Below are 24,956 nucleotides of genomic sequence, written 5' to 3' on the forward strand. Positions count from 1 at the left end.
ACCGGAGCTCGTCTTTCTTGCCGTTCCTCTTACACACAGACCTGCTCGGCGGCCGTGTTCCCGTGAAAGGTCGGGGCGGGCGAGGGGCCGTCCCGACCGTCCGTCTCCGTGACCCCGCCGGGAACATCCCGTGAATTGTCGCCGGCCACCGCCACCGACTGGTCGGCCCGCAGCCGCCCGAAGAGCTTTTCGGCCTCCGGCTCCACGAGTTGGTCACGGTTGGTGTCGTAGACGTACGACTCCCGTGGCACGGTCAGGAACTGCACACGTTCGGTGGGGATGTCGCGCAGTCCCCGCACCAACTGGTACAAGCCGCCCAGACTGGCCAGTTCCGGATCGGTGGTCAGCGCGGAGGTCGCCGCGTCCAGCACCGGGTACAGCTTCACCGGGTTCAGCAGGACGTCATTGCTCTGCACCTTGTTGACGAGCGCGCCGAGGAACCGCTGCTGCCGTTCCATCCGTTCGGTGTCGCTGCCGTCGCCGAGGGACTTGCGGGCGCGCACGTAGCCGAGCGCCTGCTCCCCGTCGAGGGTGACCCGCCCGGCGGGCAGCCGCAGCTTGGCCGCCTTGTCGTCGACGGGTTCCTTCAGGCACACCTCCACCCCGTCGACGGCGTCCACGATCTCCTTGAACCCGCTGAAGTCCACGACCACGTGGTGGTCGACACGGATGCCGGTCAGCTTCTCGACGGTCCGGATCGTGCACGCCGAACCGCCCACCTGGAAGGCGTGGTTGAACATCGAGAACACCGGGTCGCTGCGCCGGCCGTCCTCCCGCCGGCAGCCGGGGATGTCCACCATCAGGTCCCGGGGCAGCGAGACGGGCGTGTCCCGACATCTGCACGCCACGGCGGTTGACCGCGCCGCGTGACGCGTCGCGCCGCGCGGTGGTCGTGGTTGCGCCCGCGCCCGCGTCCGGTGGCCCCGCGCGGGGCGCGGACCCACCGGCCCCGGCCGCTCTGTGCCCGATGCTCCGGTCAGAGCGCCGCCGCGCCGCGCGCCGGGCTGACGCCCGACGCGCGGCAGCGCGCCCGCCGTGGGTTTCTGCGGCAGGCGCGCTGTTCTCGACGTAGATCAAGCTATGCCCGTCCGTGCCCTAGCGGGCACTGACGGGCGCTTGGCCGCGCTGACGCGCGGCGGCACCGCGCGTTCCGCGCGGTGGGGGCCACGCCTGACGGCGCGGCCCCCGGCGGGATCACGCCTCGCGGCGTTGCCCGCACGTCCTGTGTCAGCTCGTGCTGTACACGTTCACGCCGCCGACGATGTTGCTCGTGCCCGTCCTGGTCGAGCCGCCGACGTCGAGAAGGCAGGTCACGAGGTTGGCGTACACGATGGCGGACTGGCCCGCGTCGAGGGCGATGCGGTTGGCAGTGGCCGGGGTAGACGTGCACGTCTGCTCGCTCAGGACGTCGCCGACATCTGAGCCGCCGGAGTCCAGGAAGTCACCGATCCTGGTCGGCACGAGCTGGGCACCGTCCGTCGCGGCGCTTGCAGGGGTGGCGGCGAGGCCGCCGAGGGCGAGCACGGCGGCGGAACCGGCCGCGAGCATCGCGAGTTTGGCTCGTAACATGATCGTTCCCTCTCACTGGATCGGATCGGCCGCGTGCGCCAGGGGACGTTCGGCGCATATATGCAGCCGCTTTCGGAACGCCTCGAACGTAACGCCGGTGTTTCGTGTCCCGCTAGGACCTTCGCGCGCAGTTATGCGGTATGTCCGGTTCCGCCCCGGTCATATGCCCGGTGACCTTGTGGCGTGCCTGGTCGGGTGTTCGAATGTGACCGCTGGCGACGGGTGTTGGCCAGTTCCGAGGGGTGTTTTCGGCCATGACCGCCGTTGTATGCCGTTGGTATATGCCGGGCGCCCCCGCTCCGACGTGGAGCGGGGGCGCGTGAATCTCCCGGTTATCCGCCGAAATCGCCCGCGTCGATGCCGTCGAGGAAGCTCTTCCAGCCGTCGCGGGTGAAGACGAGCGCAGGACCGCCGGGGTCCTTGCTGTCTTGCGTTGCGACCGCGCCGGGGAGGTGGGCGACCTCTACGCAGGCGCCCTGTCCGCTGCTGTAAGAGCTCTTGTACCACTGCGCGTTGGTGAGGTCGGGGCTGTTCATGCTGTCTCCAGTTCTCGGGTGAACTCGTGTTCGGCCGCAGCGATGAGGGCGAGCGAGTCCGTTGGGTTGAGCGCCTTCGCCTGTGTGGCGGCGAAGATTTCGGTGTAGTGCTCGACATCTTGTTCGGAGTCGAGCAGCACGTCACCGGTCATGCCGTCGCTGTATACGACCGGCTGTTCGGCCGGCTTGGCGAACGTGGCCACGGCGAGCGAGCCGGGCATGCCGGGGTGCGCACCGCTGCTGAACGGGATCACTTGCAGCGTGACGTGCGGTTGATCCGCGAGCGCTTGCAGGTGGCGCATCTGCTCAGACATCACCAGCGGTGAGCCGACCACGCGCCGTAGGGCGGCCTCGTCCATGACGGCGGTGAACGTCACGGGTTTTGCCCGCGTGATCACCGCTTGCCGGTCCATCCGCGCTTGCACGTGGTGTTCGAGGTCGGTCGCGGTCGCGGAGGGCCACACGCCTTGGATGAGCCAGTGCGCGTATTCGCGGGTTTGGGTGAGGCCGGGAACGAACAAGGATTCGTAGCTCTTGACCTCCGATGCGGCCGTTTCGCACGCGATCCACGCCTTGTAGTCACGGCGCAGGTCGGAGTGATAGGGCCGCAACCAGTCTTGATTTCCCGCCTCTTCCCATAGGGCGTCGATCTCAGCGCGGGTGGCGTCGTCGGCCCTGTAGAGCGTCAGCAGGTGGTACAGGGTGCTGCGGTTGGGCCGCGCTTCGGCGTTCTCCGCGCGCCGTAGCGTGCTCTTGCTGACCGGTCCCTTTGCGATCACCTCCTCGGGCTCCATCCCGGCCGCTTCCCGCAGCCGTCGCAGCGCGAGCGCAAGGCTTCGTAGGCCCGGCGTTTTCTCGGTCACGGCATCCCTTCCCTGGTGTGGGCGTCTGCCGCCGAGTGTGGCTCATGCGGGGCCGTCTCGCCAAGCTGGATTCCAAATGACCCGGTTCATTTGAACCAATCCATGTGAACCGGTTGCACGTGACCAGTTCCACCCGCCATGCTGGGCTCAGCTTGGCACGCGCCGTGACGGAGCGGATGCCGAGAGCCGAACGTGCCCCGCGTGAGTGACGGGATGTTGCGAACGGCTTCGGTTCCGGTCCATGCATCGCTGCCGTGCGCACGTCGCAGCAGGGCGGCCCACGCCTTTCGGTGTGGCCCCGGACGACCGGGAGGACAGTCTGTTGACCCCCACCATCTACGGCTATGCGCGCTTGCTGCCCGGCGCGGATTCCACGGCCGAGTTATCGCGTGTCCGTCGCAAGCTCAACGGCTTCGCGGGACGGCGCGGGTTCCGGCTCATGGACGTGATGATGCTGGAGCGTCCCGGTGATCGGCTGGAGGTCTGGGCCGAACTGCTCTGGAGCTGCCGCCTGTTCAGGGTTTCGGACATCGTGGTCCCGTCGCTTGCACATCTGCACGACGACGAGTCACTAGCAACGTTCATGTGCGAAGACGTGGCGCGCTGGATCAGCGGCCGTGTGTGGATCGTAGGCACGAAGGGGCCGGTCGTCGCCGCCCCAGTCGAAGAACTCGGGGTGATGGCACGGTGAAGGAGTATCCGGCGGTTCTCGGGGCCACTTCCGTGAAGCTGCACGCGACGCCGAAGGCGGCCCATTTCGCCCGCTCGCTCGTGTCACACGCGCTGAGGGCGTGGGGGCTGGATTACGTGGCCGACGAGGCGCGGTCGATCGTGTCGGAGTTGGTGACCAACGCGGTCGAGGTCGGCCCCGGCCCGGAGCGCGACCCGAGCGGGTTGGCGCTGGTCGCCGTCCAGGTGCGCGTGCAGGGTGACACGCTCGTGATCGAGGTCTGGGACCGTCACCCGAATCTACCGGCCCCGCGCACAGCAGGCGACGACGACGAGAACGGCCGGGGTCTCCATCTGGTCGAGGCGTTCAGTGACCGGTGGGGCGTGTCGGCAGCGGAGAGCGGCGGCAAGATCGTTTGGGCAGATATCGACGTCGAGAAGCCCCCGGCGGTGTCGGTCGAGGGTGAACCGATCAAGCTCCCACACGAGGTACTAGACGCGCACGTCGATGGCAGCGGAGACCTGCACGAAATGGCGGACGCGGCGCTCATGCATCGCTTCGTAGATGGTTGGGCGTTGCTCTGACCGGTGCGCCCCCGCAGCCGTTGCGGCGGAGGCGGGGGCCGTGCTCGGTTGTGTCGGTAGGACGAAGGGTTTTTGGCCCTGGGGCGGGTGGGCCGTCCCCAGGGTTCTTGTACCGATCAGCTAGCGAGGAGCTGACAGCACATGCGACAGATTATCGGGCTCATGCAGCGCGCGGGAAGGTGGCTCGGGGTTTTGGGCAAGAAGCGCGGGCGGCACACGGCCGCCTATCTAGCCGAGATGCGCCAGCAGCGGGGGGCACCAGTGCCGGAGCTGCCCGAGCGGCGGCGGCACGCGGCATCCGTCGCGCCGAGGGAGTTTCGGCCGCAGAGGGCAGCAGCAGCGCCGGGGGTTTCGCAGGCGCGCGGCGTCCTCACGGAGTTGCGGCGCGAGACGACGCCACCAGTACGGGCACGCGGACCGAGGACGGCAGGCGGCGCGCAGCTTCACGTGATGCCACGCGCGGCGTTGCCGGATTCCGTGGCCGCGCTTGCCGAGCGGCGAAAAGTGGTGCCTGCGTCGATGCTGCCTAGCCGTTGGGCGGCCCCAGATGAGGCGTTGTTTCGGGTGCTGCTAGACGGCTTGGCGAAGTTGTAGGAGTCACCGCGCCCCGCCGCCGCTCAAAGACAGGTCCCGGTCGGTGTGCTTCCTCCCCACCGGCCGGGGCCGCGCTCATTGCCTGCGTCGCCCGACCGCGCGTAGGTTTCGGGACACTCCCAGCGAGACGGCCGTGGCGCTGTCCCGGTCGGCGGCCAGGTGCAGCAGGATCGTGGTGTCCGACCGCTCGCTGCCGAGGTCCTTGCCGTACTTGCCGTTGCCTTCCCCGGCCCGGGTGTCGGACCCGATCAGCAGGATGTTCTGCGCGCCCCGCACCAGGGCGGTGGGCCGCTCCCTCTCGTACCGGGCCAGTTCGGCGGCGGCCGCGTCGTCGGGGGTGATGTTGGCGCTGAGCTTGGCGTAGACGGCCCAGCCGGCGCCTCCGGCCGCCACGAGGAGGACGGCCGCCGCCAGCGCCGTACCCCTGACCCACCGCCGACGCCGCCGTGCGAGCCCTTCACCGGTGGCCGCGGAGCCGGCACCGGGGCCGAGGGAGTTGCCTGCGGTGTCGCTCACGTCAGGTCCACCCCTCCATGGCGTACGAGCGTCACGTCCTGCCCTTACGACGATGGCGGGACCGGGCGGTGACAGCGCCCTTTGTTACTCCGAACGGGGGAACGGCGGGGAACGGCGGGGACCGGCGACCGGCGGGGGTGTGGAGCGGACGGCGGGGGCGGGGCCGGGCCGCGGGGCGCGGCCGGTACGTGGTCCGGCCGCGGCGGGTGACCGGTCCGGTCGTGGGGTGGCCGGTCACCCGCCGTGGTGGGGTGACCCGTCCGGCCGTGGTGGGGTGGCCGGTCACCCGCCGTGGTGGGGTGACCCGTCCGGCCGTGGTGGGGTGGCCGGTCACCCGCCGTGGTGGGGTGACCCGTCCGGCCGTGGTGGGGTGGCCGGCGTGGGTCTACCGGCGCACCGCCGTCACCCTCTCGCTCTCGATCCGCTTGGCGAGGCCCTCCTCGTCCAGCCGCTCCGGGTGCCGGCACAGCACCACGGACCCGCCGACGGCCAGCGGCGAGAACAGGCCGGCGCACAGCCCTTCCCAGGTGTCGTACGGCAGTGCGGACAGCATGCGGGACGCGGGTCCGGTCAGGTCCAGCGACGGCGCCTCCGCGACGGCCCGCTCGACCACCTCCGCCCCGCTGAACTCCCGGCCGGCGACGATGAGCGCCGGCTCCTCCGGGTCCACCGGGACGAACGGCGCGAACCGGTCGCCCTGGCCCGGCACCTCCACCGCGTAGTCGAGGAACCCGGCCGGCGGCTGCGGGAAGCGTCCGCCGAGCGGGCGCAGCGCCAGGGCCACGCGCTCACCGGTGCAGGCGCGGGCGGCCTCGAGCGATTCCGGCCCGCTGACGACGACGTCGGCGGCCGCCGGATCCCCGGCGACGTCCGCGACGGCGCCCACCGCGGAACAGGCCACCAGCCACACCGCCGTCTGCCAGTGCGCGGGCAGCAGCAGCGCGACCCGGTCACCGGGGCCGGCGGAGAGGTCGCCCTGGAGGAGGTTGGCGGTCTTGGCCACCCAATTGGCGAAGGTGGCCACGGACAGTTCGACGCGTTCACCCGTGGCGTCGTCGTAGAAGGTCACCAGCGGGCGGCCGGGATCCGCGGCGAGCGCGGAAGTGAGCAGGTCGGCGGGGGTGCGATCGGTGGCGTTCACCCGGCACAGGGTACGCGCGGGCGAGCGCGCGAGACGGGCTGTGGGGCCACCGGTTCGGCGGAACGTTTCCCGACGGTCCGTCAGTTTGCCTATGGACAGATTTGTCTGACTATGTCCAAGATCCTGTGCATGCGTGGATTCCTCACTTCCTCTCTCGGTCTCACCCCGCTCGCCATCCGCTCGATCGGCGTCACCTGCGCCGCGGTCGTCGCCCTCACACCCGCCCTGCCCGCGTCCGCCGCGACCGCCCCGACGACCGCGCCCGCGGCGACGGGGAGCACGGAACGGTCCGGTCCGCTGGGCGGGGCCGGGGCGGAGGGCCCCGGTCGGGCGCGCGCGACCGGGGTGCGGGGCCCCGGACGGCCGAGCGCGGGTGCGGGCGCGCGTGCCGGTGCCCGGCGGCCGGGTGGGGCAGGGGTGCCGGGCAGTACCCGGTCGCTGCCGCTCGCCCCCCTCTCCCGGGAGCGCGTTCTCGGCGCGGCTCCCGAGCAGGGGCTGTACCGCACCGGACTGGACCGGTTCGCGCTCCTCGGCGTCGTCTGGGACGACCCGGGCACCGAGCTGCACGGCCGGGTGCAGGTGCGCACCCGGTCCGCCGCGACGGGGGAGTGGTCGGGCTGGCAGGACGTCGAGACGCACAACGCCGACCACGGCGCCGACCCGCACGCGGCGGAACGCTCCGGACGGCGGGTGCGCGGGGCGACCGCGCCGCTGTGGGTGGGCGACTCGGACGGCGTGGACGTGCGGGTCCGGGCACAGGAAGCGGAGCGTGCGGGGGACGAGGGCGGCGCTGAGCACGCGGGTCCGGTGGGCGGCGCGGAGCACGCGGGGGGCGCGGAGCACGCGGGGCCGGTGGGCGGTGCGGACGGTGCCGGTGGCGCGGTTGCCGCCGGTGACGGCGCGGGGAGGCGTGCGGGCGGGGCGCGGGCGCCGTTGCCGTCCGGGCTGCGCCTGGAGCTGGTGGATCCCGGGAGGGACGCGGAGGGCACGGACGACGTGGAGGGCGGGGCCGGGGACACGGAGGCGGCCGGCGACGCGCGGGAGGCCGGTGAGGCAGGGGAGACGGGGGAAGCACGGGAGGCGCGGAAAGCACGGGAGGCCCGGGAGGCCAAGGGCGGCGCTGCGGCCGGTGCGGCCGGTGAGGCGATCCCCGGGGACCTGCCGGCCGACGACCCCCGCACCGACCTCATCACGGAGGCGGCGATGGCCGCCTCGGCCGCCAACGTCGACATCACCGACTACGGGTCCACCGCCATCCCGGCACTGAGCCGGCAGGCCACCGAACAGGAGCTGGAGCGCCTGCTCGGCACACCCCGGGCGAAGCCGTACATCGGACCGCGGCCGCGGATCGTCACACGCCGGGGCTGGGGCGCCGACGAGTCACTGCGGGAACGCGGCTTCGTCTACACGAAGAAGGTCAAGGCGGCCTTCGTGCACCACACGGCCTCCGGCAACAAGTACACCTGCGCCCAGGCCCCGTCCGTCATCCGCGGTATCTACCGCTACCACGTCAAGAGCATGGGCTGGCGGGACATCGGCTACAACTTCCTCGTCGACAAGTGCGGAACCATCTACGAGGGCCGGGCCGGAGGCGTGGCCAAGGCGGTGCTCGGCGCGCACACGCTCGGGTTCAACACCAACAGCATGGGCATCGCCGTGATCGGCTCGTACGGCGCGAGCAAGCCCCCGGGCTCGGCGGTGACGGCCGTCGCCAAGCTGACCGCGTGGAAGCTCGGGCTCTTCGGGGCCGATCCGCGCGCGAAGACTTATCTCACGTCGGGTGGTGGCAACCTCTACCCCAAGGGGAAGAGCGTACGACTGAACGTGATCTCCGGTCATCGGGACGGGTTCGCCACCGAGTGCCCCGGCAAGCGCCTCTACGCCAAGCTCGGCACGGCCCGCTCCACCGCCGCCCGCTACCAGGGACGCTGAGCCGGTCCGCGTTCATCGCCGTCGGGGGGCGGGGGGCGGCGCAAGGGGGGCCGGACGGGGACGGAGGCGGGACGGGGACGGAGGCGGGGCCGGACGGGGGACCTGCCCGGTGCGGCCGGGGGAAACCGTACGCCGATCTCGCGTGGCTCCGCGCGGCCGGCGAGGGCGCCGTCGCCCGGTCTGCATACACTGACCGGCCGAAACGAGTGTGACGAGTACGTTTTGCCGGTCCCGGCAGGAAGCAGAGACGACAGGTGACAGAAGCGATCCTTCTGGTCGGCGGCAAAGGCACCCGGCTGCGCCCGCTCACGGTGCACACGCCCAAGCCCATGGTCCCGGCCGCCGGGGTGCCGTTCCTCACCCACCAGCTGGCCCGGGCGCGAGCGGCGGGCGTCGACCACATCATCCTCGCCACCAGCTACCTGGCCGAGGTCTTCGAGCCGTACTTCGGTGACGGCTCCGCGCTGGGCCTGCACCTGGAGTACGTCACCGAGGAGGAGCCCCTGGGCACGGGCGGCGCCATCCGCAACGTCGCCTCCCGGCTGCACTCCGGCCCGGACGACCCGGTGCTGGTCTTCAACGGCGACATCCTGACGGGCCTGGACATCAGGGCCCTGGTCGGCACGCACGAGTCGACCGGCGCGGACGTCTCGCTGCACCTGACGCAGGTCACGGACCCGCGCGCCTACGGTCTCGTCCCGACCGACGAGACCGGGCGCGTCCTGGCCTTCCTGGAGAAGCCGCAGACGCCGGAGGAGATCGTCACCGACCAGATCAACGCGGGGGCGTACGTCTTCCGCCGCTCGGTCATCGACACGATCCCCGGGGGCCGCCCGGTGTCGGTCGAACGCGAGACCTTCCCCGACCTCCTGGCCGCCGGCGCCCACCTGCAGGGCATGGTCGACTCCACGTACTGGCTCGACCTCGGCACCCCGGCCGCCTTCGTGCGCGGCTCGGCCGACCTGGTCCTCGGCCGCGCACCCTCTCCGGCGGTCCCCGGCCGCTGCGGCGACCGGCTCGTCCTGCCCACGGCCACGGTGGCGCCGGACGCCAAGCTGACCGGGGGCACGGTGGTCGGGGAGGGGGCGTTCGTCGCCGAGGGCGCGCGGGTCTTCGGCTCCACCATCCTCCCGGGCGCCGTCATCGAACCGGGTGCCGTCATCACCGACTCCCTCATCGGCACCCGGGCCCGCGTCGGCGAACGCTCCGTGCTCACCGGCACGGTCGTCGGCGACGGCGCGATCGTGGGCCCCGACAACGAGCTCCGCGACGGAGCCCGCGTATGGTGCGACGCCCGCATCCCCGCAGGCGCGGTCCGCTTCTCCTCCGACCAGTAACCCGACACGCCCCACCCCCCACCCACCCAGCTGCGGGCAGTCGTGCCCGGCGCCCCGGCGGGCCCCGCCTCCGGCGCCGTACCGCCACCCAGCTGCGGGCAGTCGTGCCCGGCGCCCCGGCGGGCCCCGCCTCCGGCGCCGTACCGCCACCCAGCTGCGGGCAGTCGTGCCGCTGGGGCGGCACGGGTGGGCGCAGCGGCACCCGGCCAGCGCCGGTGAGCGACCCTGGGCGTCCGGCGAAGCATGGCGCACCCGGCCAGCGCCGGTGAGCGACCCCCGGCGTCTAGCGAAGCATGGCGTACCCGGCCAGCGCCGGTGAGCGACCCCCCGGCGTCCGGCGAAGCATCGCGCACCCGGCCAGCGCCGGTGAGTGCTGCCCGGCACGCCCAGCGCGCACCGCAGACGCGCCCGGCGCCCGCCAGGCCCCCACCCCCGACGGCCGGCACCCGCCCCCTCCTCACAGCAACCCGATGTCCACCCGGGGCATCTTCGGCACCCGCCGCGCAGGCACGCACCCGCTCAGCAGGATCAACCGGGCCGCCCGGTGCCGCTGCCCGGCATACGGCTCCAGCAGGCGCAGCATCTCCGCGTCATCGGCGTCCCGGTCTCCCGCCAGCGCCCACCCCACGATCCCCGGCAGGTGCAGATCCCCCACGGTCACCGCGTCCGCCGCCCCGTGACTGCGCTGCACCACTTCCGCCGACGTCCACGGCCCCACCCCCGGCACCACTTCCAGCCGCGCCCGGGCCTCCGCCGCCGGCATCTCCACCGCCTGCTCCAGCCGCGCGGCGACCCGCACGGCCCGCAGGATCGTCGAGGCCCGCTTGTCGTCGACCCCGGCCCGGTGCCACTCCCAGGAGGGGATCAGCGCCCAGGTCCGCGGTGCCGGCACCACCCACATCGGCCGTTCACCCGTCCCGGCGGGGCCCGGCGCCGGCTCGCCGAACCTGCGTACGAGCAGCCGCCACGCCCGGTACGCCTCGTCGGTGGTGACCTTCTGCTCCAGCACGGACGGAATCAGCGACTCCAGCACCAGCCCGGTCCGGGTCAGCCGCAGCCCCGGCCGCCGGTGCCGCGCCAGCGCCACCACCCGGTGCCGGGGCACGAACGCGTCCGGATCGTCGGCGGAGCCGAGCAGCTCGGGCAGCCGGTCCAGCAGCCACGGCGCGCCCGGCCCCCACGCCTCACCGAGCACCTCACCGCCGTACGCCCGCACCCTCAGCGTGCCCGGCCCGGCGGGCGTACGGCTGGTCCGCCACACGGACCCGTCCGCCGTGGCCCGGAACGTCGGGTCGGCGGGCCCGCGCCGCAGCGGCCCGAGGACGAGGGCGAGGTCCAGCGGCCCGTCCGGCACCCACCGCCGTACCCGGGCCGGCGCGGCCGCCGCCTGCCGCGGTATCCCGGCGGCGGCGCCCCCGGGTACGCCGACATGCCCGCCGCGCACGGTCGTACGCGTCGGCCGCTGGGGAAAACGTCCTGCCACGGGTGAGTCCTCGGAATGCCGGTGCCGTGCTACGAGACTACGGGGGTGTCTCGCGGTCATGCCGGGCTCCCGGCGCGAAGGCCGATGACGGCGGCCGGGCCCCGCGAGAGGTCACCGCACCTCCACGAACGCCCCCGGGTCCCGCTCCGCCCGCGGCCTCGGGTCCTCCGCCGAGCGGCCGACGGCCACCGCGCCCATCGGATCCCAGTCGGCCGGCAGCTCCAGCACCTCGCGCACCACGTCCCGGCAGAACATGGTGGACGACACCCACGCCGAGCCCAGCCGTTCCCCGGCCAGCGCGACCAGCAGGTTCTGCACGCCCGCGCCCATGGAGACCACGAACATCTCCCGCTCGGCGCCGTCGCGCCGGGCGTCCCCGTAGGTGTGCGAACCGTCCATGACCAGGCACGGCACGATCAGGTACGGCGCGTTGCGCAGGACGTCACCGCGCCGGATCCGCTTGGCCACGGCCTCCTCGCTCCTGCCGTCCCGGCGCAGGTCGGCGATCCAGGCGTCCCGCATCGCGTCCAGCAGCCGTACCCGCGACCGTGCCGACTCCAGCAGCACGAACCGCCAGGGCGTGGTGTGGTGCGGGGCGGGCGCGGTGAGCGCCGCCGCCACCGCGCGGCGGACCGCGCCGGGGTCCACGGGGTCGTCGGTGAAGGCCCGCACGGTGCGGCGCTGGGTCATCGCCTCCCGGATCGCCTCGGAGGTGCCGAGCCGGAACATGTCGGCCGGCCCGCTGCGCACCAGCGCCCGCGCGCCTTCGCCGTCTGGACCGTCCGAACCGTCTGAACCGGCCGAACCGTCGCCGGCCTCCACCACGTGCGCCAGTCCGCGTACGACGGCGACCGGCCGGCCCGCCGCCTTGCCCTTGACCAGGTCACCGGCGGCGGCCAGCTCGTCCGCCGTGGCCACGACGGTCGCGCTGAGCGGATTTCCGTAGGCGTCCGTGCCCCCGCGCAGATCGTCCAGCACGCGCACGCCGTCGGCGCCGATCGCCATGTCGGTGAGCCCCGAGCGCCAAGGGCGCCCGAAGGTGTCGGTGACGACGACGCCGACGTCGACGCCGAGGGCCTCGCGCAGACCGGCGCGGATCGCGCGCGCGGACGCGTCCGGGTCCTCGGGCAGCAACAGCACCGTGCCCGCGGGGGTGTTGGAGGCGTCGACACCGGCGGCGGCCATGACCAGGCCCTGCCGGTTCTCCACGATGCGCAGCGTGCCGCGCCGGGCCACCACCCGGACCGTCTCGGCGTCGATCGCGGCCTCCCGGTCGGCCGCCCGCACGATCCGGCCCTCGGCCTTGGAGACGATCTTGGAAGTGACGAGCAGCACGTCCCCGTCGGCCAGGCCGGGCTCGGCCGCGGCGATCAGCTTGGCCAGGTCGTCGCCCGGCCGCACCTCGGGGATGCCGGACGGGGCCCAGACCCGGTACTCGGGACGCGCCTCGGTCATGCCCCGCGCACCTCCTCGGCCAGCGCCAGCGCCTCCCGCGCCATCTGCGCGGTCGCGTCCACGTCGGTCATCATCAGCGGTACGGCCCGGCAGCGGATGCCGTCCGCCTCGACCCGCTCGACCACGCCCGCGTCCACGGTGTCCACCAGCCAGCCGTCCAGCAGCCCGGAGCCGTAGTGCTCGGCGACCGCGGCGGCCGTGGACTCCACGCCGACCGCGGCGAGCACCTTGTCGGCCATCCCGCGCACGGGCGCGTCCCCGACGATCGGCGACAGGCCGACGACGGGCACGCCCGCCTCCGCGATGGCCTCGCGGATACCGGGGACGGCGAGGATCGTGCCGATGGACACGACCGGGTTGGACGGCGGGAAGAGGATCACGTCCGCCTGGGCGATGGCCTCCAGGACGCCGGGGGCCGGCTTGGCCTGCTCGGCACCGACCGGGACGACGGCGTGGGCCGGGACCGAGGCGCGCAGCCTCACCCAGTACTCCTGGAAGTGCACCGCCTTGCGCTCACCGTCCAGCTCGACGGCCACGTGCGTCTCGACGCGGTCGTCGGTCATCGGGATCAGCTTCACGCCCGGCTTCCAGCGGTCGCACAGCGCCTCGGTGACCGCGCTCAGCGGATAGCCGGCGCCGAGCATCTGGGTCCGCACGATGTGCGTGGCGAAGTCCCGGTCGCCCAGCCCGAACCACTCCGGGCCGACCCCGTAGGCCGCCAGCTCCGCCTTGACGTGGAAGGTCTCCTCGGACCGCCCCCAGCCCTGTTCCTCGTTGATGCCGCCGCCCAGCGTGTACATCACCGTGTCCAGGTCCGGGCAGACCTTGAGCCCGAAGAGATGGATGTCGTCGCCGGTGTTGCCGATGACCGTGACGTCCGCGTCCGGAACGGCCCGCTTCAGACCACGCAGGAACCGGGCACCGCCGATGCCGCCTGCCAGAACCACAATGCGCATGGGGATCAGTCTCGCAGGCGGGTACGACAACGCGTCAGACAGCCACCGGACGAGGCGCCGTCGTCTTTCGGGCAGGAGCCCGGCCGCAAGGCTGCCGGAGCCACCCGCCACGGCGCCGGTGGCGGTCGGGCGGCCACCGGCGCGGTGGCCGTCAGGCCGTGACCGGGCTCGGCTCGGTGCGCGCCTCGCAGTGCGGGGACGTGTGCATCGGCATCTCGGTCAGGCCCGGGTGGTACACGTGCAGGCTGACCGCCGGCTCCAGCGCGTCGTTGACGACTTCGTGGGCGTACCCCGGCGCGAACACCCGCTGCGTTCCCGCCGTGAGCGCGCGCGTGCGCTGCCCGGTGCGCTCGGTGAGCGTGCCCTCCAGGACGGTGAGGACCCCGGACGAGCGTCCGTGGTCGTGCAGCCCGGTGCCCTGCCCGGGGACCCAGGACAGCAGCCAGACCTCGTATCCGGGACCCGTGCGCAGCCGGTGGTACCAGCGGGTGGCGGCGTCGTACCGCACGAGGTGCGCCCACTGGGCGCGGTCGGCGGCGATGGAGCGGGCGAGCCCCACGAATTCGGCGACGGTGACCGGGTGCTCGCGCGGCGGCTGGAGCAGGTGCGGTACTTCGAGGATGTCGCCGGCGATCTGGAGGTCGTTGTCGCTGTTCATGGGTGCTCTGGTCCTCGGCGGAAGAGTGGGGCCCGGAAGGAGGGTGCTGCAGGAGGGTGCTGCTGAGGAAGGAACGACCGAGCCCGCGCAAAGGACCCGGGACAGGCTGGAGCGGGAGACGGGCTCAACAGCCGGAACGGCGACAACAGCTACAGCGGGACCGGGCAGCACCGTGGGACCCGGCGGTGCGGGTCGAGGTGAGTGCCAAGTTCGCGAGCATGCCCACTAGGACACCGGTTCACACACGTGGTGTCAACTCGACGCCCGGTATGTGGGACATGGTTCACCTCATACGGTGCAACTGTCAGGTGAAAGGTTTGTGCACGGGGACCTCGGGACACATGGGGCACATCCGAGCGCAAGAGCCTCGCGGAACGGCATCGAACACGGAGGCGTCTTTCTCCGTACAGAGAGCCGTGCGGGGTCCGACCGCCCTCGCGGCTCCCGGCTGGGTGTGAAGGTTTATGGCGATTTGAACACTTTCCGCACGGCCTTGGTTCCGCAGAGTGAATAACGGGCCCAATAGCAGATCTCGGCTTGACTCGCCCGGAGCAGCACACTTGTAATTTCACTCGTGTCGTTCAGCCGAAATCGGTAACGGCTACGCACGGGGACGCGAAGACAGACGAGGGGCGCACATGACCGAGCTGGTGCAGCAACTGCTGGTCGACGACGCGGACGAGGAACTCGGCTGGCAGGAGCGCGCGCTGTGCGCCCAGACCGACCCCGAGTCCTTCTTCCCCGAGAAGGGCGGCTCCACCAGAGAGGCCAAGAAGGTCTGCCTCGCCTGCGAGGTCCGCTCCGAGTGCCTGGAATACGCCCTCGCCAACGACGAGCGCTTCGGCATCTGGGGCGGGCTGTCCGAGCGCGAGCGCCGCAGGCTCAAGAAGGCCGCCGTCTGAAACGGGCCCGCGTGCGCACGGGCGCACGGCCACCCGGAATCGTCACGAACGGCCCGTCGCAGGTGGGTTATCCACAGGCGGCGGGCCGTCGTCATGCCCAGCCGATAGTGTGGTCGCTCGTCCGAGACGCCCCGCTGTCCCCTCGGCCCGCGAGGAGGCACAGGCGTCCACCGCAGTCCATCGAACCGGGGCCCGTACCTCGATGTCCGTGCACAGCCATACGGCAGCCCAAGACCCGGCTGCCACCCCTGAGTTCCCGCGTCATGTGGTGACCGCGGTCCTCGTCTCCCACGACGGCGCCCGCTGGCTGCCCGACGCGCTCGCCGGGCTGCTCGGCCAGGAGCGCCCCGTCCAGTACGCGGTGGCCGCCGACACCGGCAGCGCGGACGACTCCGCCCGGCTCCTCACCGACGCCCTCGGCGATGCCCAGGTGCTGCACCTCGCCCGCCGCACCGGCTTCGGCCAGGCCGTCGAGGAGGCGAGCCGCACCGCGCCCGTCCTCACCCCCGAGGACCTGCCGTACCTGAAGCGCCCCAGCGGCTGGGACCCCGTCACGCGCACGTGGCGCGACGACGCCTACGACCTGCCCGAGCTGCCGCACGGCGAGCCGGTCCAGTGGCTCTGGCTGCTGCACGACGACTGCGCCCCCGAACCCGACGCCCTCGCCCAGCTGCTGCGCGTCGTCGAGAACGAGATCGAACTCGGCCGCGACGACGTCGCGGTGGTCGGCCCCAAACTGCGCGGCTGGTACGACCGACGCCAGCTGCTGGAGGTCGGCGTCTCCATCGCCAGCTCCGGCCGCCGCTGGACCGGCCTGGACCGCCGCGAACAGGACCAGGGCCAGCACGACCACGTCCGCACCGTGCTGTCCGTCTCCACCGCCGGCATGCTCGTCCGCCGCGACGTCTTCGAACAGCTCGGCGGCTTCGACCGCCGGCTGCCCCTCATGCGGGACGACGTCGACCTGTGCTGGCGCGCCCACACCGCCGGCCACCGGGTCCTCATCGCCCCCGACGCCGTCGTCCGGCACGCCGAGGCCGCCTCCCGCGAGCGCCGCACGGTCGACTGCGCCGGCCGCACCGCCGCCTCCCCGCACAAGGTCGACAAGGCCGGCGCCGTCTACACCCTGCTCGTCAACACCCGTACGGCCGCGCTGCCCTGGGTGCTGCTGCGGCTCGTCCTCGGCACCGTCCTGCGCACCCTCGCCTACCTCGTCGGCAAGGTCCCCGGCCAGGCCGTCGACGAGATCCGCGGCCTGCTGTCCACCCTGCTGCGGCCCGAGCGGATCATCGCCGCCCGGCGCCGCCGCGGCCCCTCCCGGATCGACAAGGCGGAACTGCGCCAGCTCTTCCCGCCGCCCGGCGCCACCGTCCGGGCCACCGTGGAACAGATCGCGGGCAACTTCTCCGGCGGCAGCGACACCGACACCACCTCGGCCGGCCGGCACGGCGGCGCCGTGGAGTCCGGACCCGGCGACGACGACGCCGACTTCCTTCAGGTCGAGCAGTTCGCCCGGCTCAAGCGGATCGCCCGCAGGCCCGGCCCGGTGCTCTTCCTCGCGCTGCTGCTCATCTCCCTCGTCGCCTGCCGCGCCCTGCTGGCCGGGGGCGCGCTGGCGGGCGGCGCGCTGCTGCCCGCCCCGGCCGGCGCCGGCGACCTGTGGTCCCGCTACCTGGACGCCTGGCACCCCGTCGGCACCGGCGGCACCCCGTCCGCACCGCCCTACCTGGCCATCGTCGCGGCCCTCGCCTCGATCCTGTTCGGCTCCACCGGGCTCGCCGTCACCGTCCTGCTGGTCTGCTCGGTGCCGCTCGCCGGGTGCACCGCCTACTTCGCCTCCCGGCCGCTGGTCACCTCCCGGCTGCTGCGCGCGTGGACCGCCGTCGCCTACGCCTTCCTGCCCGCCACCACCGGCGCCCTGGCCGCGGGCCGCGTCGGCACCGCCGTCCTCGCCGTCCTGCTGCCGCTCATCGCGCGCGCGGGCATCGCCGCCGCCGGTCTCGCGCACCGCGCCGGCACCCGCGGCAGCTGGCGCGCCACCTGGGCGTACGCGCTGCTGCTGACCGTCACCACCGCCTTCACACCGATCGTCTGGCCGATCGCGCTGCTCCTCGGCCTGGGCGTGCTGGTGCTGCGCCGCGGCGACCTCGTCGCCCACGGCCTGCGCTTCCTGGTCCAGCTCGGCACCCCGCTGCTGGTCCTCGCCCCCTGGTCGCTGACCCTGCTCCCGACGGGCTTCTTCCAGGAGGCGGGCCTGGAGTACGGCGCCTCGGCCGCCTCCGCGCTCGACCTGCTCGGCGCCGCCCCCGGCGGCCCCGGCACCGTGCCCGGCCTGCTGCTCATCGGCCTCGTGCTCGCCGCGCTCGCGGCCCTCCTGCGCTCCGAGCGGCAGCTCGGCATCCGCACCGCGTGGGCCGTCGCCCTGGTCGGCCTCGTCTTCGCCGTCCTGTCCGACAAGTCGGCCTGGGCCGGACCGGCCACCCTGGTCTACGGCATCGCCCTGCTGGCCGCAGCCGCACTCGGCGCCGACGGCGCCCGCGCACGCGTGGCCGAGCAGAGCTTCGGCTGGCGCCAGCCCGTCGCCGCCCTGATCGCCCTCGCCGCGGCCGCCGGCCCGCTGCTCGCCGCCGCCGGCTGGATGCTCCGCGGCGCCGACGGCCCGCTGCAGCGCCGCGACCCGGCCCAGGTGCCCGCGTTCGTCGCCGAGGACTCCACCGGCGGCGACCAGGCCCGCACCCTGGTCCTGGACAGCGACTCCACCGCCCGGGTGCGCTACACCCTGGTCCGCGGCTCCGGCGCCCGCATGGGCGACGCCGAACTCGCCGCCGCCGACAGCCGCAGCACCCGCCTGGGCGAGACCGTCGCCCAGCTCGTCGCCGGCTCCGGCGCCGACCAGGCCGACGAACTCGGCGGCTTCGCCGTGCGCTACGTCCTCGTCCACCAGGGCGCCCCGCGCGAGATCACCCGGGTCCTCGACGCCACCCCCGGCCTGGCCCGGCTCAGCCAGCAGAACGGCAGCGCCCTGTGGCGCGTCGACCAGAAGGTCTCCCGCGCGGCCATCGTGCCCGCCGCCGGCTCCGGCAAGGCCCTGCCGGTGGCCGCCGGACCGGTGGAGATCCACTCCACCGTCCCGGCCGGCTCCGGCGACCGCGTCCTGCGCCTCGCCGACAGCGCCGCCGACGGCTGGACGGCCACCCTCGACGGCAAGCCGCTCACCCGCACCACGGTCGACGGCTGGGCCCAGGGCTTCCGGCTGCCGTCCACCGGGGGCAGGCTGGACGTCACCTACGACGCGCCGATCGCCCACACCGCCTGGCTCTGGACACAGGGCGCGCTGGCCGTCGTCCTGGTCGTCCTCGCCCTGCCCGGCCGCCGCCGCGACGTCGACGACGACCTGCCCGAGGAGCAGCCGCTGCCCGCCCAGGCCACCGCCGGCGAGGGCCGCCGCGCCCGCCGCCTGCGCGCCCAGGCCGAGGACGCGGCCGCCGAGCGGCAGCCCGGCACACCCCCGCTCCCGGACCAGCCGCCGGCGGCCGTGCCCGCGCAGCAGTCGTACGACACGCAGGACCCGGCCGACCGGAGCCAGGACTGGGAAAGCGAACCGTCCGCCTACGCGCAGGCGGGATACGGCGGCTACGGCACCGACGCGTACGGGACCGCGAGCGGCTACGACCAGCGGAGCCACCAGCAGCCCGACCCCTATCAGACGGCCCCCTACGACCCGTACGCCTACAGCGGCACCACCGAGCCGACGCCGTACGACCCGGCGGCCTACCAGCAGCAGGGCTACGACCCGGCGTACGACCCCGCCCTGGGCTACGACCCCGCCCAGCAGGGCTACGACCACTCCCAGCGGGGCTACGACCACTCCCAGCGGGGCTACGACCCCGCCCAGCAGGGGTACGACACGGCCCCGCACCCCCACGGCACCGGCAGCCAGCGCCCCGACGGGAGCCAGCAGTGAACCGCACCACCTTGTCCCTGCTCGCCGGCACGACGGCGCTGGCCGCCGTCACCGCGTTCGCCGCGCTCGACTCGCCGTCCGCCTCCGGCGCCGCCGCGCCCGGGGCGGCCGCCCGCCTGCCCGTCGAACGCACCGGCTTGCTGTGCCCGGCGCCGAGCCTCTCGGACATCGCCGAGACGTCGTACACGTCGTTCACGCCCGTCACCAAGGGCGCCGCCGGCGGCGGCGAGGCCCGGCTCGAGGCCGCCACCGAGCAGTCGGCGGACGACCCGGCCGGCGCCGACGCGGACAAGGACGCAAAGGACGCCGGGGACGCCGGGGGCGGCAAGGGCACGGCCGGCCGGCCGGTGCTCACCCCCAAGGCACCGGGCACGCCGGTCACGGGTGAGACCTCCGGAGCCGACGCACCCGCGCTCGTCGGCACGGCGGACGGCCGGTTCGCGCCCGGCTGGACCGTGCAGGAGACCACCGAGGTCGCCGCCGGGACCGGACGCGGCCTCCAGGGCGTCACCTGCACCGGCGCGGACACCGAGTTCTGGTTCCCGGGCGCCGGCACGGCGGCCGGCCGCACCGACTACGTCCACCTGACCAACCCCGACGACGCGGCCGCCGTCGTCGACATCGAGCTGTACGGCGAGGACGGCGCGATCAAGTCCCCGCTGGGCGAGAACCTCACCGTCAAGCCGCACGCGAGCGAGCGGATCCTGCTCTCCACACTCACCGACGAACGCCGGCCCGACCTGACCGTGCACGTCGGCGTGCGCAGCGGCCGGGTCGCCGCGGCCGTGCAGGCCCTGGACGACAAGACCGGCGGCGACTGGCTGGCCGCCGCCGCGGACCCGTCCGGCAGCCTGGTCCTGCCCGGCATCCCCAAGGACGCCACCGACGTCCGCCTGATCGCCTTCACCCCCGGTGACGACGACGCCGACCTGAAGATCCGGCTGGCCTCCCCCGACGGCCTGATCACCCCGGCCGGGAACGAGACGGTGCACGTCAAGTCCGGCATGACCACGGCGGTCGACCTCGGTGACGTCACCCGTGGCGAGGCGGGCTCGCTCGTCCTCGACCCCACCGACCAGGCGGTGCCGGTCGTCGCGGCCCTCCAGGTCGTGCGGGGCAAGGGCGACAAGCGGGAGACGGCGTTCATCCCGGCCACCGCCGCCGTCGGCACGCGCGCGACCGTGGCCGACAACAGGGCGAAGGGCACCACCCTCGCGCTGACGGCCCCCACCGGCACCGCCACGGTCAAGGTCACGGCGTCGGCCGGCAGCGAGGGCGGGACGCCGGCCGGCAAGACCTACACGATCAAGTCCGGCACCACCCAGAACATCGACGCCCCGGTCCCGGCGGGCCTGAAGGGCACCTACGCCCTCACGGTGGAACCCGTCTCCGGCGGCCCGGTCTACGCCTCCCGCACCCTCGCGGTCACCGACGGAGGCGTCCCCGCGTTCACCGTCCAGACCCTCCCGAACGACCACGGGATGGTCTCCGTGCCGCGGACGGAGGAGGACATGTCGGTCCTCCAGGAGTAGCGGCGGTGCTTCAGACGTAGCGGCGGTCAGTCAGGAGCAGCGTCGGTCCGCCAGGAGCAGCGGCCGGCGGGACACCCCTAGTCCTCGCCGTACCGGGGATCGACCGTCTCCGGCGTCAGACCGAGCAGCTCGGCCACCTGCTCCACGACGACCTCGTGCACGAGCGCGGCCCGCTCGTCGCGCCCCTTGGTCCGGATCTCCACCGGCCGCCGGTACACGACCACCCGGGCCCGCCGTCCGTCACGCGCGGGGATGATCCCGCCGAGGGGCACGGCCTCGTCGCTCCACGCGGCCGCCTGGTCGCCCCGCCCGTCCAGCCGGGGCACCTCCAGCACGAGGAAATCGATGTCGGCCAGCTGCGGCCACCGCCGCTCCAGACGCTCCACGGAGTCCTGCACCAGATCCGCGAACACCTCGGCACGGCTGGCCGCGAGCGGCACCTGCGGCGGTGCGATCGGCCCCCGCATGCCCCGCCCGTGGCGATCACGGCGGCGAGGCCCGGGGCCGGCGGCACGGGGCGGTACACGGTTGTCCATCACTGGTGAAGGGTAGTCCCCGCGCCCTCCGGCCGTCCGGTCCCACGCGGCAACGGGCCACCCGGCACCCCGCCGCGGCATGGCCATTCCAGCCAACGTCTGGCTCGATTCCGTAACCCGCCAAGACCACCGAACTCACGGCAATTGATGGCGTTTGCACCGGCTCGTGACCCCGCGGATTTCCCCCCGGCCCCCGCCGGGCGTCCGTCCGCCCAGGTCAGAGGGGGCCGCCCGGGAGGGGGTGTGGGCCGTTTCACAGCACGACACGGTGGAGTGACCTGGTGGGGAGTCGTCGCGGCCCGCTCAAGAGTGCGGTACCGTCCAACGTCGTGAGCCCTGTACGTCGCTGTTCGCGCACCGCCTGCGGCCGACCCGCCGTCGCGACGCTGACGTACGTCTACGCCGACTCGACCGCGGTCCTCGGCCCGCTCGCCACCTACGCCGAACCCCACTGCTACGACCTGTGCGCCGAGCACTCCGAGCGCCTCACCGCGCCGCGCGGCTGGGAGGTCGTACGCCTGCTCGACGGCTCGGCGCCCGCACGGCCCAGCGGGGACGACCTGGAAGCCCTCGCCAACGCCGTACGCGAAGCGGCCCGCCCGCAGCAGCGCACGGCCGAGGCGGGCGGCGGCGGCACCCGCGGCGCGGATCCCATGGAGGTCGCCCGCCGGGGCCACCTCAGGGTCCTGCGCTCCCCGGACAACTGAGCGCCGCCACCGCCGCGCCACCCGACGCCACCCCCGCCGGGCGTGACGTTTCGCCCTCCGTCGGCGTTACGGGTGCGGATCCACCGGGCGTCCACCAGGTGTCCGCGCACCCCGCCCCATCCGGCGGCGGGTAGTTTGTGGGCACCCGTAGAACTTCCAGGAGGGCTGGCCGTGGCTGCTGATCTGTCACAGATCGTGAAGGCGTACGACGTGCGCGGAGTGGTTCCGGACCAGTGGGACGCCTCACTGGCCGGGCTCTTCGGCGCCGCCTTCGCGGAGGTGACGGGAGCGGCGGCCATCGTCGTCGGCCACGACATGCGGCCCTCGTCCCCCGGCCTCTCCCGCGCCTTCGCGCGCGGCGCGGCGGAGCGCGGCGTGGACGTCACCGAGATCGGCCTGTGCTCCACGGACCAGCTGTACTACGCCTCGGGCGCCCTGGACCTGCCGGGCGCGATGTTCACGGCCTCGCACAACCCGGCCCGGTACAACGGCATCAAGCTCTGCCGCGCGGGCGCCGCCCCGGTCGGCCAGGACACCGGCCTGGCGCAGATCCGCGAGCTGGTCGAGCGCTGGCTGGAGCAGGGCGCCCCGCGGCCGGCGGACCGGCCGGGAACCCTCTCCTCGCGCGAGACGTTGCAGGATTACGCGGCGCACCTGTGCTCCCTGGTCGACCTGACCGCGATCCGCCCCCTGAAGGTCGTGGTCGACGCCGGCAACGGCATGGGCGGCCACACGGTCCCCCCGGTCTTCGCCGGCCTGCCCCTGACCCTGGTCCCGATGTACTTCGAACTGGACGGCACCTTCCCGAACCACGAGGCCAACCCGCTGGACCCGGCCAACCTCGTGGACCTGCAGAAGCGGGTCCCCGCGGAGGGCGCCGACCTCGGCATCGCCTTCGACGGCGACGCCGACCGCTGCTTCGTCGTGGACGAGAACGGCGACCCGGTCTCCCCGTCCGCGATCACCGCGCTGGTCGCCGCCCGGGAGCTGGCCCGCCACGGCGGCAAGGGCACGGTCATCCACAACCTGATCACCTCCCGCACGGTCCCCGAGGTCGTACGGGAGCATGGCGGCACCCCGGTGCGCACCCGGGTCGGCCACTCCTTCATCAAGGCCGAGATGGCCCGCACCGGCGCCATCTTCGGCGGCGAGCACTCGGCCCACTACTACTTCAAGGACTTCTGGAACGCGGACACGGGCATGCTGGCCGCCCTGCACGTCCTCGCGGCCCTCGGCGGCCAGGAGGGCCCGCTGTCCGGCCTGGTCGCCCAGTACGACCGCTACACCGGCTCGGGCGAGATCAACTCCACGGTCACCGACCAGTCCGCCCGCCTCGCCGCGATCCGCACCGCCTTCGAGGACCGCGCCGACGTCACCCTCGACGACCTCGACGGCCTCACGGTCGCCGCGGCCGACTGGTGGTTCAACGTCCGCCCGTCCAACACCGAGCCCCTGCTCCGCCTGAACGCGGAGGCGAAGGACGAGCCGACGATGACGAAGATCAGGGACGAGGCACTGGCGATCATCAGGGGCTGAGCGACCTGCCCGACGGCGGTAACCTGACCAGGCGTATCCACAGACACAAGACACACACCCGCCCTCCGAAGGGACACCCCATGCCGCTCGAAGCCGGTCTCCTGGAGATCCTCGCCTGCCCGGCCTGCCACGCTCCCCTCCAGGAGCGGGACTCCGAGCTGATCTGCACGGGCCAGGACTGCGGCCTCGCCTACCCGGTCCGCGACGGCATCCCGGTCCTCCTGGTGGACGAGGCACGCCGCCCCGAGTGACGAGGCCCATCACCGCGTAGCACCCCAGGACCCCGCGACCGGAGGCTGCCGCCCATGCTGGACGAATCGCTGCTCGACACACCGGAAGGCCTCGCCCAGGCCGACCGCCGGGGACTGCTGCGCGGTGCAGCGGAGGCCGGCGCCCGCGTCCGCACCGCCGCCCGGCACGCCGCCGAGGCCGGCGTCGGCGACCTGCGACCCGACGGCCGCCCCCGCGCGGTCCTCATCGCCGGACCCGGCGCCGCCGCCACCCACACCGCCGACCTCCTCGGCACCCTCGCCGGCCCGGGCAGCCCCGTCGTCCGGCTGGCACCCTCCGGCGTCGCCCCCGCCGCGGGCGCCCTGCGCTGGGAGCTGCCGGGCTGGGCCGGCTCCGTGGACCTGCTGCTGATCGCCACCCCGGACGGCACCGAACCGAGCCTCTCCCTCCTCGCCGACCAGGCCTACCGCCGCGGCTGCTCCCTCGTCGCCGTGGCCCCGCCGGGCACCCCGCTCGCCGAGGCGGTGGCGGGCGCGCACGGCCTGTTCGTACCGATGGCGACGGCACCGTACGACCAGGAGGAACCGCTCGCCGCGTCCTCCCCGGGCGTCTTCTGGGCGCTGCTGACCCCGCTGGTGGCGCTCCTGGACCGGATCGGCCTGATCGCCGCCCCGCCGGACGCCCTGGAGAAGATCGCCGACCGCCTGGACCACATCGCGGAGCGCTGCGGCCCGGCCATCGCGACCTACAGCAACCCGGCCAAGACCCTCGCCGCCGAACTCGCCGACGCGCTGCCCGTCGTGTGGACGGAGGGCACCTCGGCCGGCCCGGCGGGCCGCCGCTTCGCCGCCGCCCTCGCCGAACTCGCCGGCCGCCCCGCCCTCGTCGCCGAACTGCCCGAGGCGCTCGCCGCGCACAGCGCCCTGCTGGCCGGCCCGCTGGCCGCCAGCGCCGATCCGGACGACTTCTTCCGCGACCGCGTGGAGGAGCCGCCCGCGCTGCACGCGCGCGTCGTGCTGCTCCGCGACCGCCCGATCAGCGGCCTCACCGCCGCCCCCGCCGCCCGTGACATCGCCCTCGGCCACGACACGCCGATCAGCGAACTCGAACCCGAGGAGGGCGGCGAGCTGGAGACCCTCGCGGAACTGATCGCCGTCACGGATTTCGCCGCCGTTTACCTGGCGCTCGCTTCGAGGGCCTGATCTGACTCCTGGCCGACCGACCGCGCCCGCCAGCGGCGCGGGACGGAAGCGA

At 73.7% G+C, this 24,956-nt stretch carries 20 protein-coding genes and 2 pseudogenes; 11 read left to right on the top strand and 11 right to left on the bottom strand.

The features are described 5' to 3' along the window. Positions 1-29: 29 nt before the first annotated feature. From ABZ576_RS06540 to ABZ576_RS06555, 4 genes and pseudogenes are all read right to left on the bottom strand, one after another. A pseudogene (locus tag ABZ576_RS06540) lies at positions 30-821 on the bottom strand (LCP family protein); the annotation flags it as partial. Between the two features lie 406 nt (positions 822-1,227). Then, positions 1,228-1,569 (bottom strand): hypothetical protein, encoded by a 342-nt coding sequence (locus ABZ576_RS06545; protein WP_360736560.1) that lies wholly within the window; start codon positions 1,567-1,569, stop codon positions 1,228-1,230. Between the two features lie 332 nt (positions 1,570-1,901). Then, on the bottom strand, positions 1,902-2,105 hold the full coding sequence (locus tag ABZ576_RS06550; RefSeq protein ID WP_360736562.1) for a DUF397 domain-containing protein: 204 nt from the start codon (positions 2,103-2,105) through the stop codon (positions 1,902-1,904). Beyond that, positions 2,102-2,968: a helix-turn-helix transcriptional regulator gene (locus ABZ576_RS06555; RefSeq protein ID WP_360736565.1), complete on the bottom strand. Its 867-nt coding sequence runs from the start codon at positions 2,966-2,968 to the stop codon at positions 2,102-2,104. The genes ABZ576_RS06550 and ABZ576_RS06555 overlap by 4 nt, the downstream gene beginning before the upstream one ends. 322 nt (positions 2,969-3,290) lie before the next feature. On the opposite strand from ABZ576_RS06555, the gene ABZ576_RS06560 reads away from it, so the two are divergent. Both ABZ576_RS06560 and ABZ576_RS06565 read left to right on the top strand, forming a co-directional pair. Then, the gene (locus tag ABZ576_RS06560; protein WP_360736567.1) at positions 3,291-3,659 is read left to right on the top strand and encodes a hypothetical protein; all 369 of its coding nucleotides are present in this window, start codon (positions 3,291-3,293) and stop codon (positions 3,657-3,659) included. Next, the gene (locus tag ABZ576_RS06565; RefSeq protein WP_360736570.1) at positions 3,656-4,222 is read left to right on the top strand and encodes an ATP-binding protein; all 567 of its coding nucleotides are present in this window, start codon (positions 3,656-3,658) and stop codon (positions 4,220-4,222) included. Before ABZ576_RS06560 ends, ABZ576_RS06565 begins: the two co-directional genes overlap by 4 nt. 714 nt (positions 4,223-4,936) lie before the next feature. Here the strand turns inward: ABZ576_RS06565 and ABZ576_RS06570 are convergent. Continuing rightward, positions 4,937-5,332 (bottom strand): annotated as a pseudogene (locus ABZ576_RS06570) (LytR family transcriptional regulator); the annotation flags it as partial. A 385-nt stretch (positions 5,333-5,717) separates the two neighbouring features. Beyond that, positions 5,718-6,473, bottom strand: coding sequence for a TIGR03089 family protein (locus ABZ576_RS06575; RefSeq protein WP_360736573.1), 756 nt, complete (start codon positions 6,471-6,473; stop codon positions 5,718-5,720). A gap of 129 nt (positions 6,474-6,602) precedes the next feature. On the opposite strand from ABZ576_RS06575, the gene ABZ576_RS06580 reads away from it, so the two are divergent. Beyond that, positions 6,603-8,405, top strand: a complete 1,803-nt coding sequence (locus tag ABZ576_RS06580) for a peptidoglycan recognition protein (RefSeq protein ID WP_360736575.1) — start codon at positions 6,603-6,605, stop codon at positions 8,403-8,405. Between the two features lie 254 nt (positions 8,406-8,659). Further along, positions 8,660-9,742: an NDP-sugar synthase gene (locus ABZ576_RS06585; RefSeq protein WP_360736577.1), complete on the top strand. Its 1,083-nt coding sequence runs from the start codon at positions 8,660-8,662 to the stop codon at positions 9,740-9,742. Positions 9,743-10,199: 457 nt separating this feature from the next. Here the strand turns inward: ABZ576_RS06585 and ABZ576_RS06590 are convergent, their stop codons facing one another. From ABZ576_RS06590 to ABZ576_RS06605, 4 genes are all read right to left on the bottom strand, one after another. After that, a complete protein-coding gene (locus tag ABZ576_RS06590) occupies positions 10,200-11,225 on the bottom strand; it encodes a DNA-3-methyladenine glycosylase 2 family protein (protein WP_360736579.1) in 1,026 nt (341 codons plus the stop codon). Between the two features lie 111 nt (positions 11,226-11,336). Then, positions 11,337-12,680 (bottom strand): coenzyme F420-0:L-glutamate ligase, encoded by a 1,344-nt coding sequence (locus ABZ576_RS06595; protein ID WP_360736582.1) that lies wholly within the window; start codon positions 12,678-12,680, stop codon positions 11,337-11,339. Then, positions 12,677-13,636 (bottom strand): 2-phospho-L-lactate transferase, encoded by a 960-nt coding sequence (gene cofD / locus ABZ576_RS06600; RefSeq protein ID WP_360736585.1) that lies wholly within the window; start codon positions 13,634-13,636, stop codon positions 12,677-12,679. Before cofD ends, ABZ576_RS06595 begins: the two co-directional genes overlap by 4 nt. Positions 13,637-13,787: 151 nt before the next feature. Beyond that, positions 13,788-14,294: a cysteine dioxygenase family protein gene (locus tag ABZ576_RS06605; protein ID WP_360736588.1), complete on the bottom strand. Its 507-nt coding sequence runs from the start codon at positions 14,292-14,294 to the stop codon at positions 13,788-13,790. Positions 14,295-14,932: 638 nt separating this feature from the next. Here ABZ576_RS06605 and ABZ576_RS06610 point away from each other — a divergent pair. The 3 genes from ABZ576_RS06610 to ABZ576_RS06620 all read left to right on the top strand — a co-directional run bounded on the left by ABZ576_RS06610 (position 14,933) and on the right by ABZ576_RS06620 (position 20,692). After that, complete coding sequence (locus ABZ576_RS06610) at positions 14,933-15,196, top strand: WhiB family transcriptional regulator (protein WP_003975777.1); 264 nt, start codon at positions 14,933-14,935, stop codon at positions 15,194-15,196. Between the two features lie 265 nt (positions 15,197-15,461). Continuing rightward, on the top strand, positions 15,462-19,160 hold the full coding sequence (locus ABZ576_RS06615) for a glycosyltransferase (RefSeq protein WP_360736590.1): 3,699 nt from the start codon (positions 15,462-15,464) through the stop codon (positions 19,158-19,160). Next, entirely contained in the window at positions 19,157-20,692 is a 1,536-nt protein-coding gene (locus tag ABZ576_RS06620) for a DUF5719 family protein (RefSeq protein WP_360736592.1), read from the top strand. The genes ABZ576_RS06615 and ABZ576_RS06620 overlap by 4 nt, the downstream gene beginning before the upstream one ends. Positions 20,693-20,769: 77 nt before the next feature. Here ABZ576_RS06620 and ABZ576_RS06625 read toward each other — a convergent pair whose 3' ends face one another. Then, positions 20,770-21,159 carry a metallopeptidase family protein gene (locus tag ABZ576_RS06625; RefSeq protein ID WP_360736595.1) on the bottom strand — a complete coding sequence of 130 codons (390 nt, stop codon included), beginning with the start codon at positions 21,157-21,159 and terminating at the stop codon, positions 20,770-20,772. A gap of 350 nt (positions 21,160-21,509) precedes the next feature. Between ABZ576_RS06625 and ABZ576_RS06630 the strand changes: the two genes are divergently transcribed. The 4 genes from ABZ576_RS06630 (at position 21,510) to ABZ576_RS06645 (ending at position 24,904) form a co-directional block, all read left to right on the top strand. Beyond that, positions 21,510-21,935, top strand: a complete 426-nt coding sequence (locus ABZ576_RS06630; protein WP_360736597.1) for a DUF3499 domain-containing protein — start codon at positions 21,510-21,512, stop codon at positions 21,933-21,935. A 171-nt stretch (positions 21,936-22,106) separates the two neighbouring features. Then, positions 22,107-23,471, top strand: coding sequence for a phosphomannomutase/phosphoglucomutase (locus ABZ576_RS06635; RefSeq protein ID WP_360736599.1), 1,365 nt, complete (start codon positions 22,107-22,109; stop codon positions 23,469-23,471). Between the two features lie 80 nt (positions 23,472-23,551). Continuing rightward, on the top strand, positions 23,552-23,722 hold the full coding sequence (locus tag ABZ576_RS06640) for a Trm112 family protein (RefSeq protein ID WP_360736602.1): 171 nt from the start codon (positions 23,552-23,554) through the stop codon (positions 23,720-23,722). A 54-nt stretch (positions 23,723-23,776) separates the two neighbouring features. Further along, entirely contained in the window at positions 23,777-24,904 is a 1,128-nt protein-coding gene (locus tag ABZ576_RS06645) for an SIS domain-containing protein (protein WP_360736604.1), read from the top strand. Positions 24,905-24,956 lie beyond the last annotated feature (52 nt).

This window comes from Streptomyces sp. NPDC013455, assembly GCF_040632975.1.
In the GTDB taxonomy this organism is placed as follows: domain Bacteria; phylum Actinomycetota; class Actinomycetes; order Streptomycetales; family Streptomycetaceae; genus Streptomyces.

Bases quoted from the DNA above. Each gene is read 5' to 3' on its own strand.
- ABZ576_RS06640 (WP_360736602.1), top strand. From the start codon at position 23,552: ATGCCGCTCGAAGCCGGTCTCCTGGAGATCCTCGCCTGCCCGGCCTGC.
- ABZ576_RS06645 (WP_360736604.1), top strand. From the start codon at position 23,777: ATGCTGGACGAATCGCTGCTCGACACACCGGAAGGCCTCGCCCAGGCC.
- ABZ576_RS06625 (WP_360736595.1), bottom strand. From the start codon at position 21,159: ATGCGGGGGCCGATCGCACCGCCGCAGGTGCCGCTCGCGGCCAGCCGT.
- ABZ576_RS06605 (WP_360736588.1), bottom strand. From the start codon at position 14,294: ATGAACAGCGACAACGACCTCCAGATCGCCGGCGACATCCTCGAAGTA.
- cofD (WP_360736585.1), bottom strand. From the start codon at position 13,636: ATGCGCATTGTGGTTCTGGCAGGCGGCATCGGCGGTGCCCGGTTCCTG.
- ABZ576_RS06610 (WP_003975777.1), top strand. From the start codon at position 14,933: ATGACCGAGCTGGTGCAGCAACTGCTGGTCGACGACGCGGACGAGGAA.
- ABZ576_RS06545 (WP_360736560.1), bottom strand. From the start codon at position 1,569: ATGTTACGAGCCAAACTCGCGATGCTCGCGGCCGGTTCCGCCGCCGTG.
- ABZ576_RS06550 (WP_360736562.1), bottom strand. From the start codon at position 2,105: ATGAACAGCCCCGACCTCACCAACGCGCAGTGGTACAAGAGCTCTTAC.
- ABZ576_RS06580 (WP_360736575.1), top strand. From the start codon at position 6,603: ATGCGTGGATTCCTCACTTCCTCTCTCGGTCTCACCCCGCTCGCCATC.
- ABZ576_RS06595 (WP_360736582.1), bottom strand. From the start codon at position 12,680: ATGACCGAGGCGCGTCCCGAGTACCGGGTCTGGGCCCCGTCCGGCATC.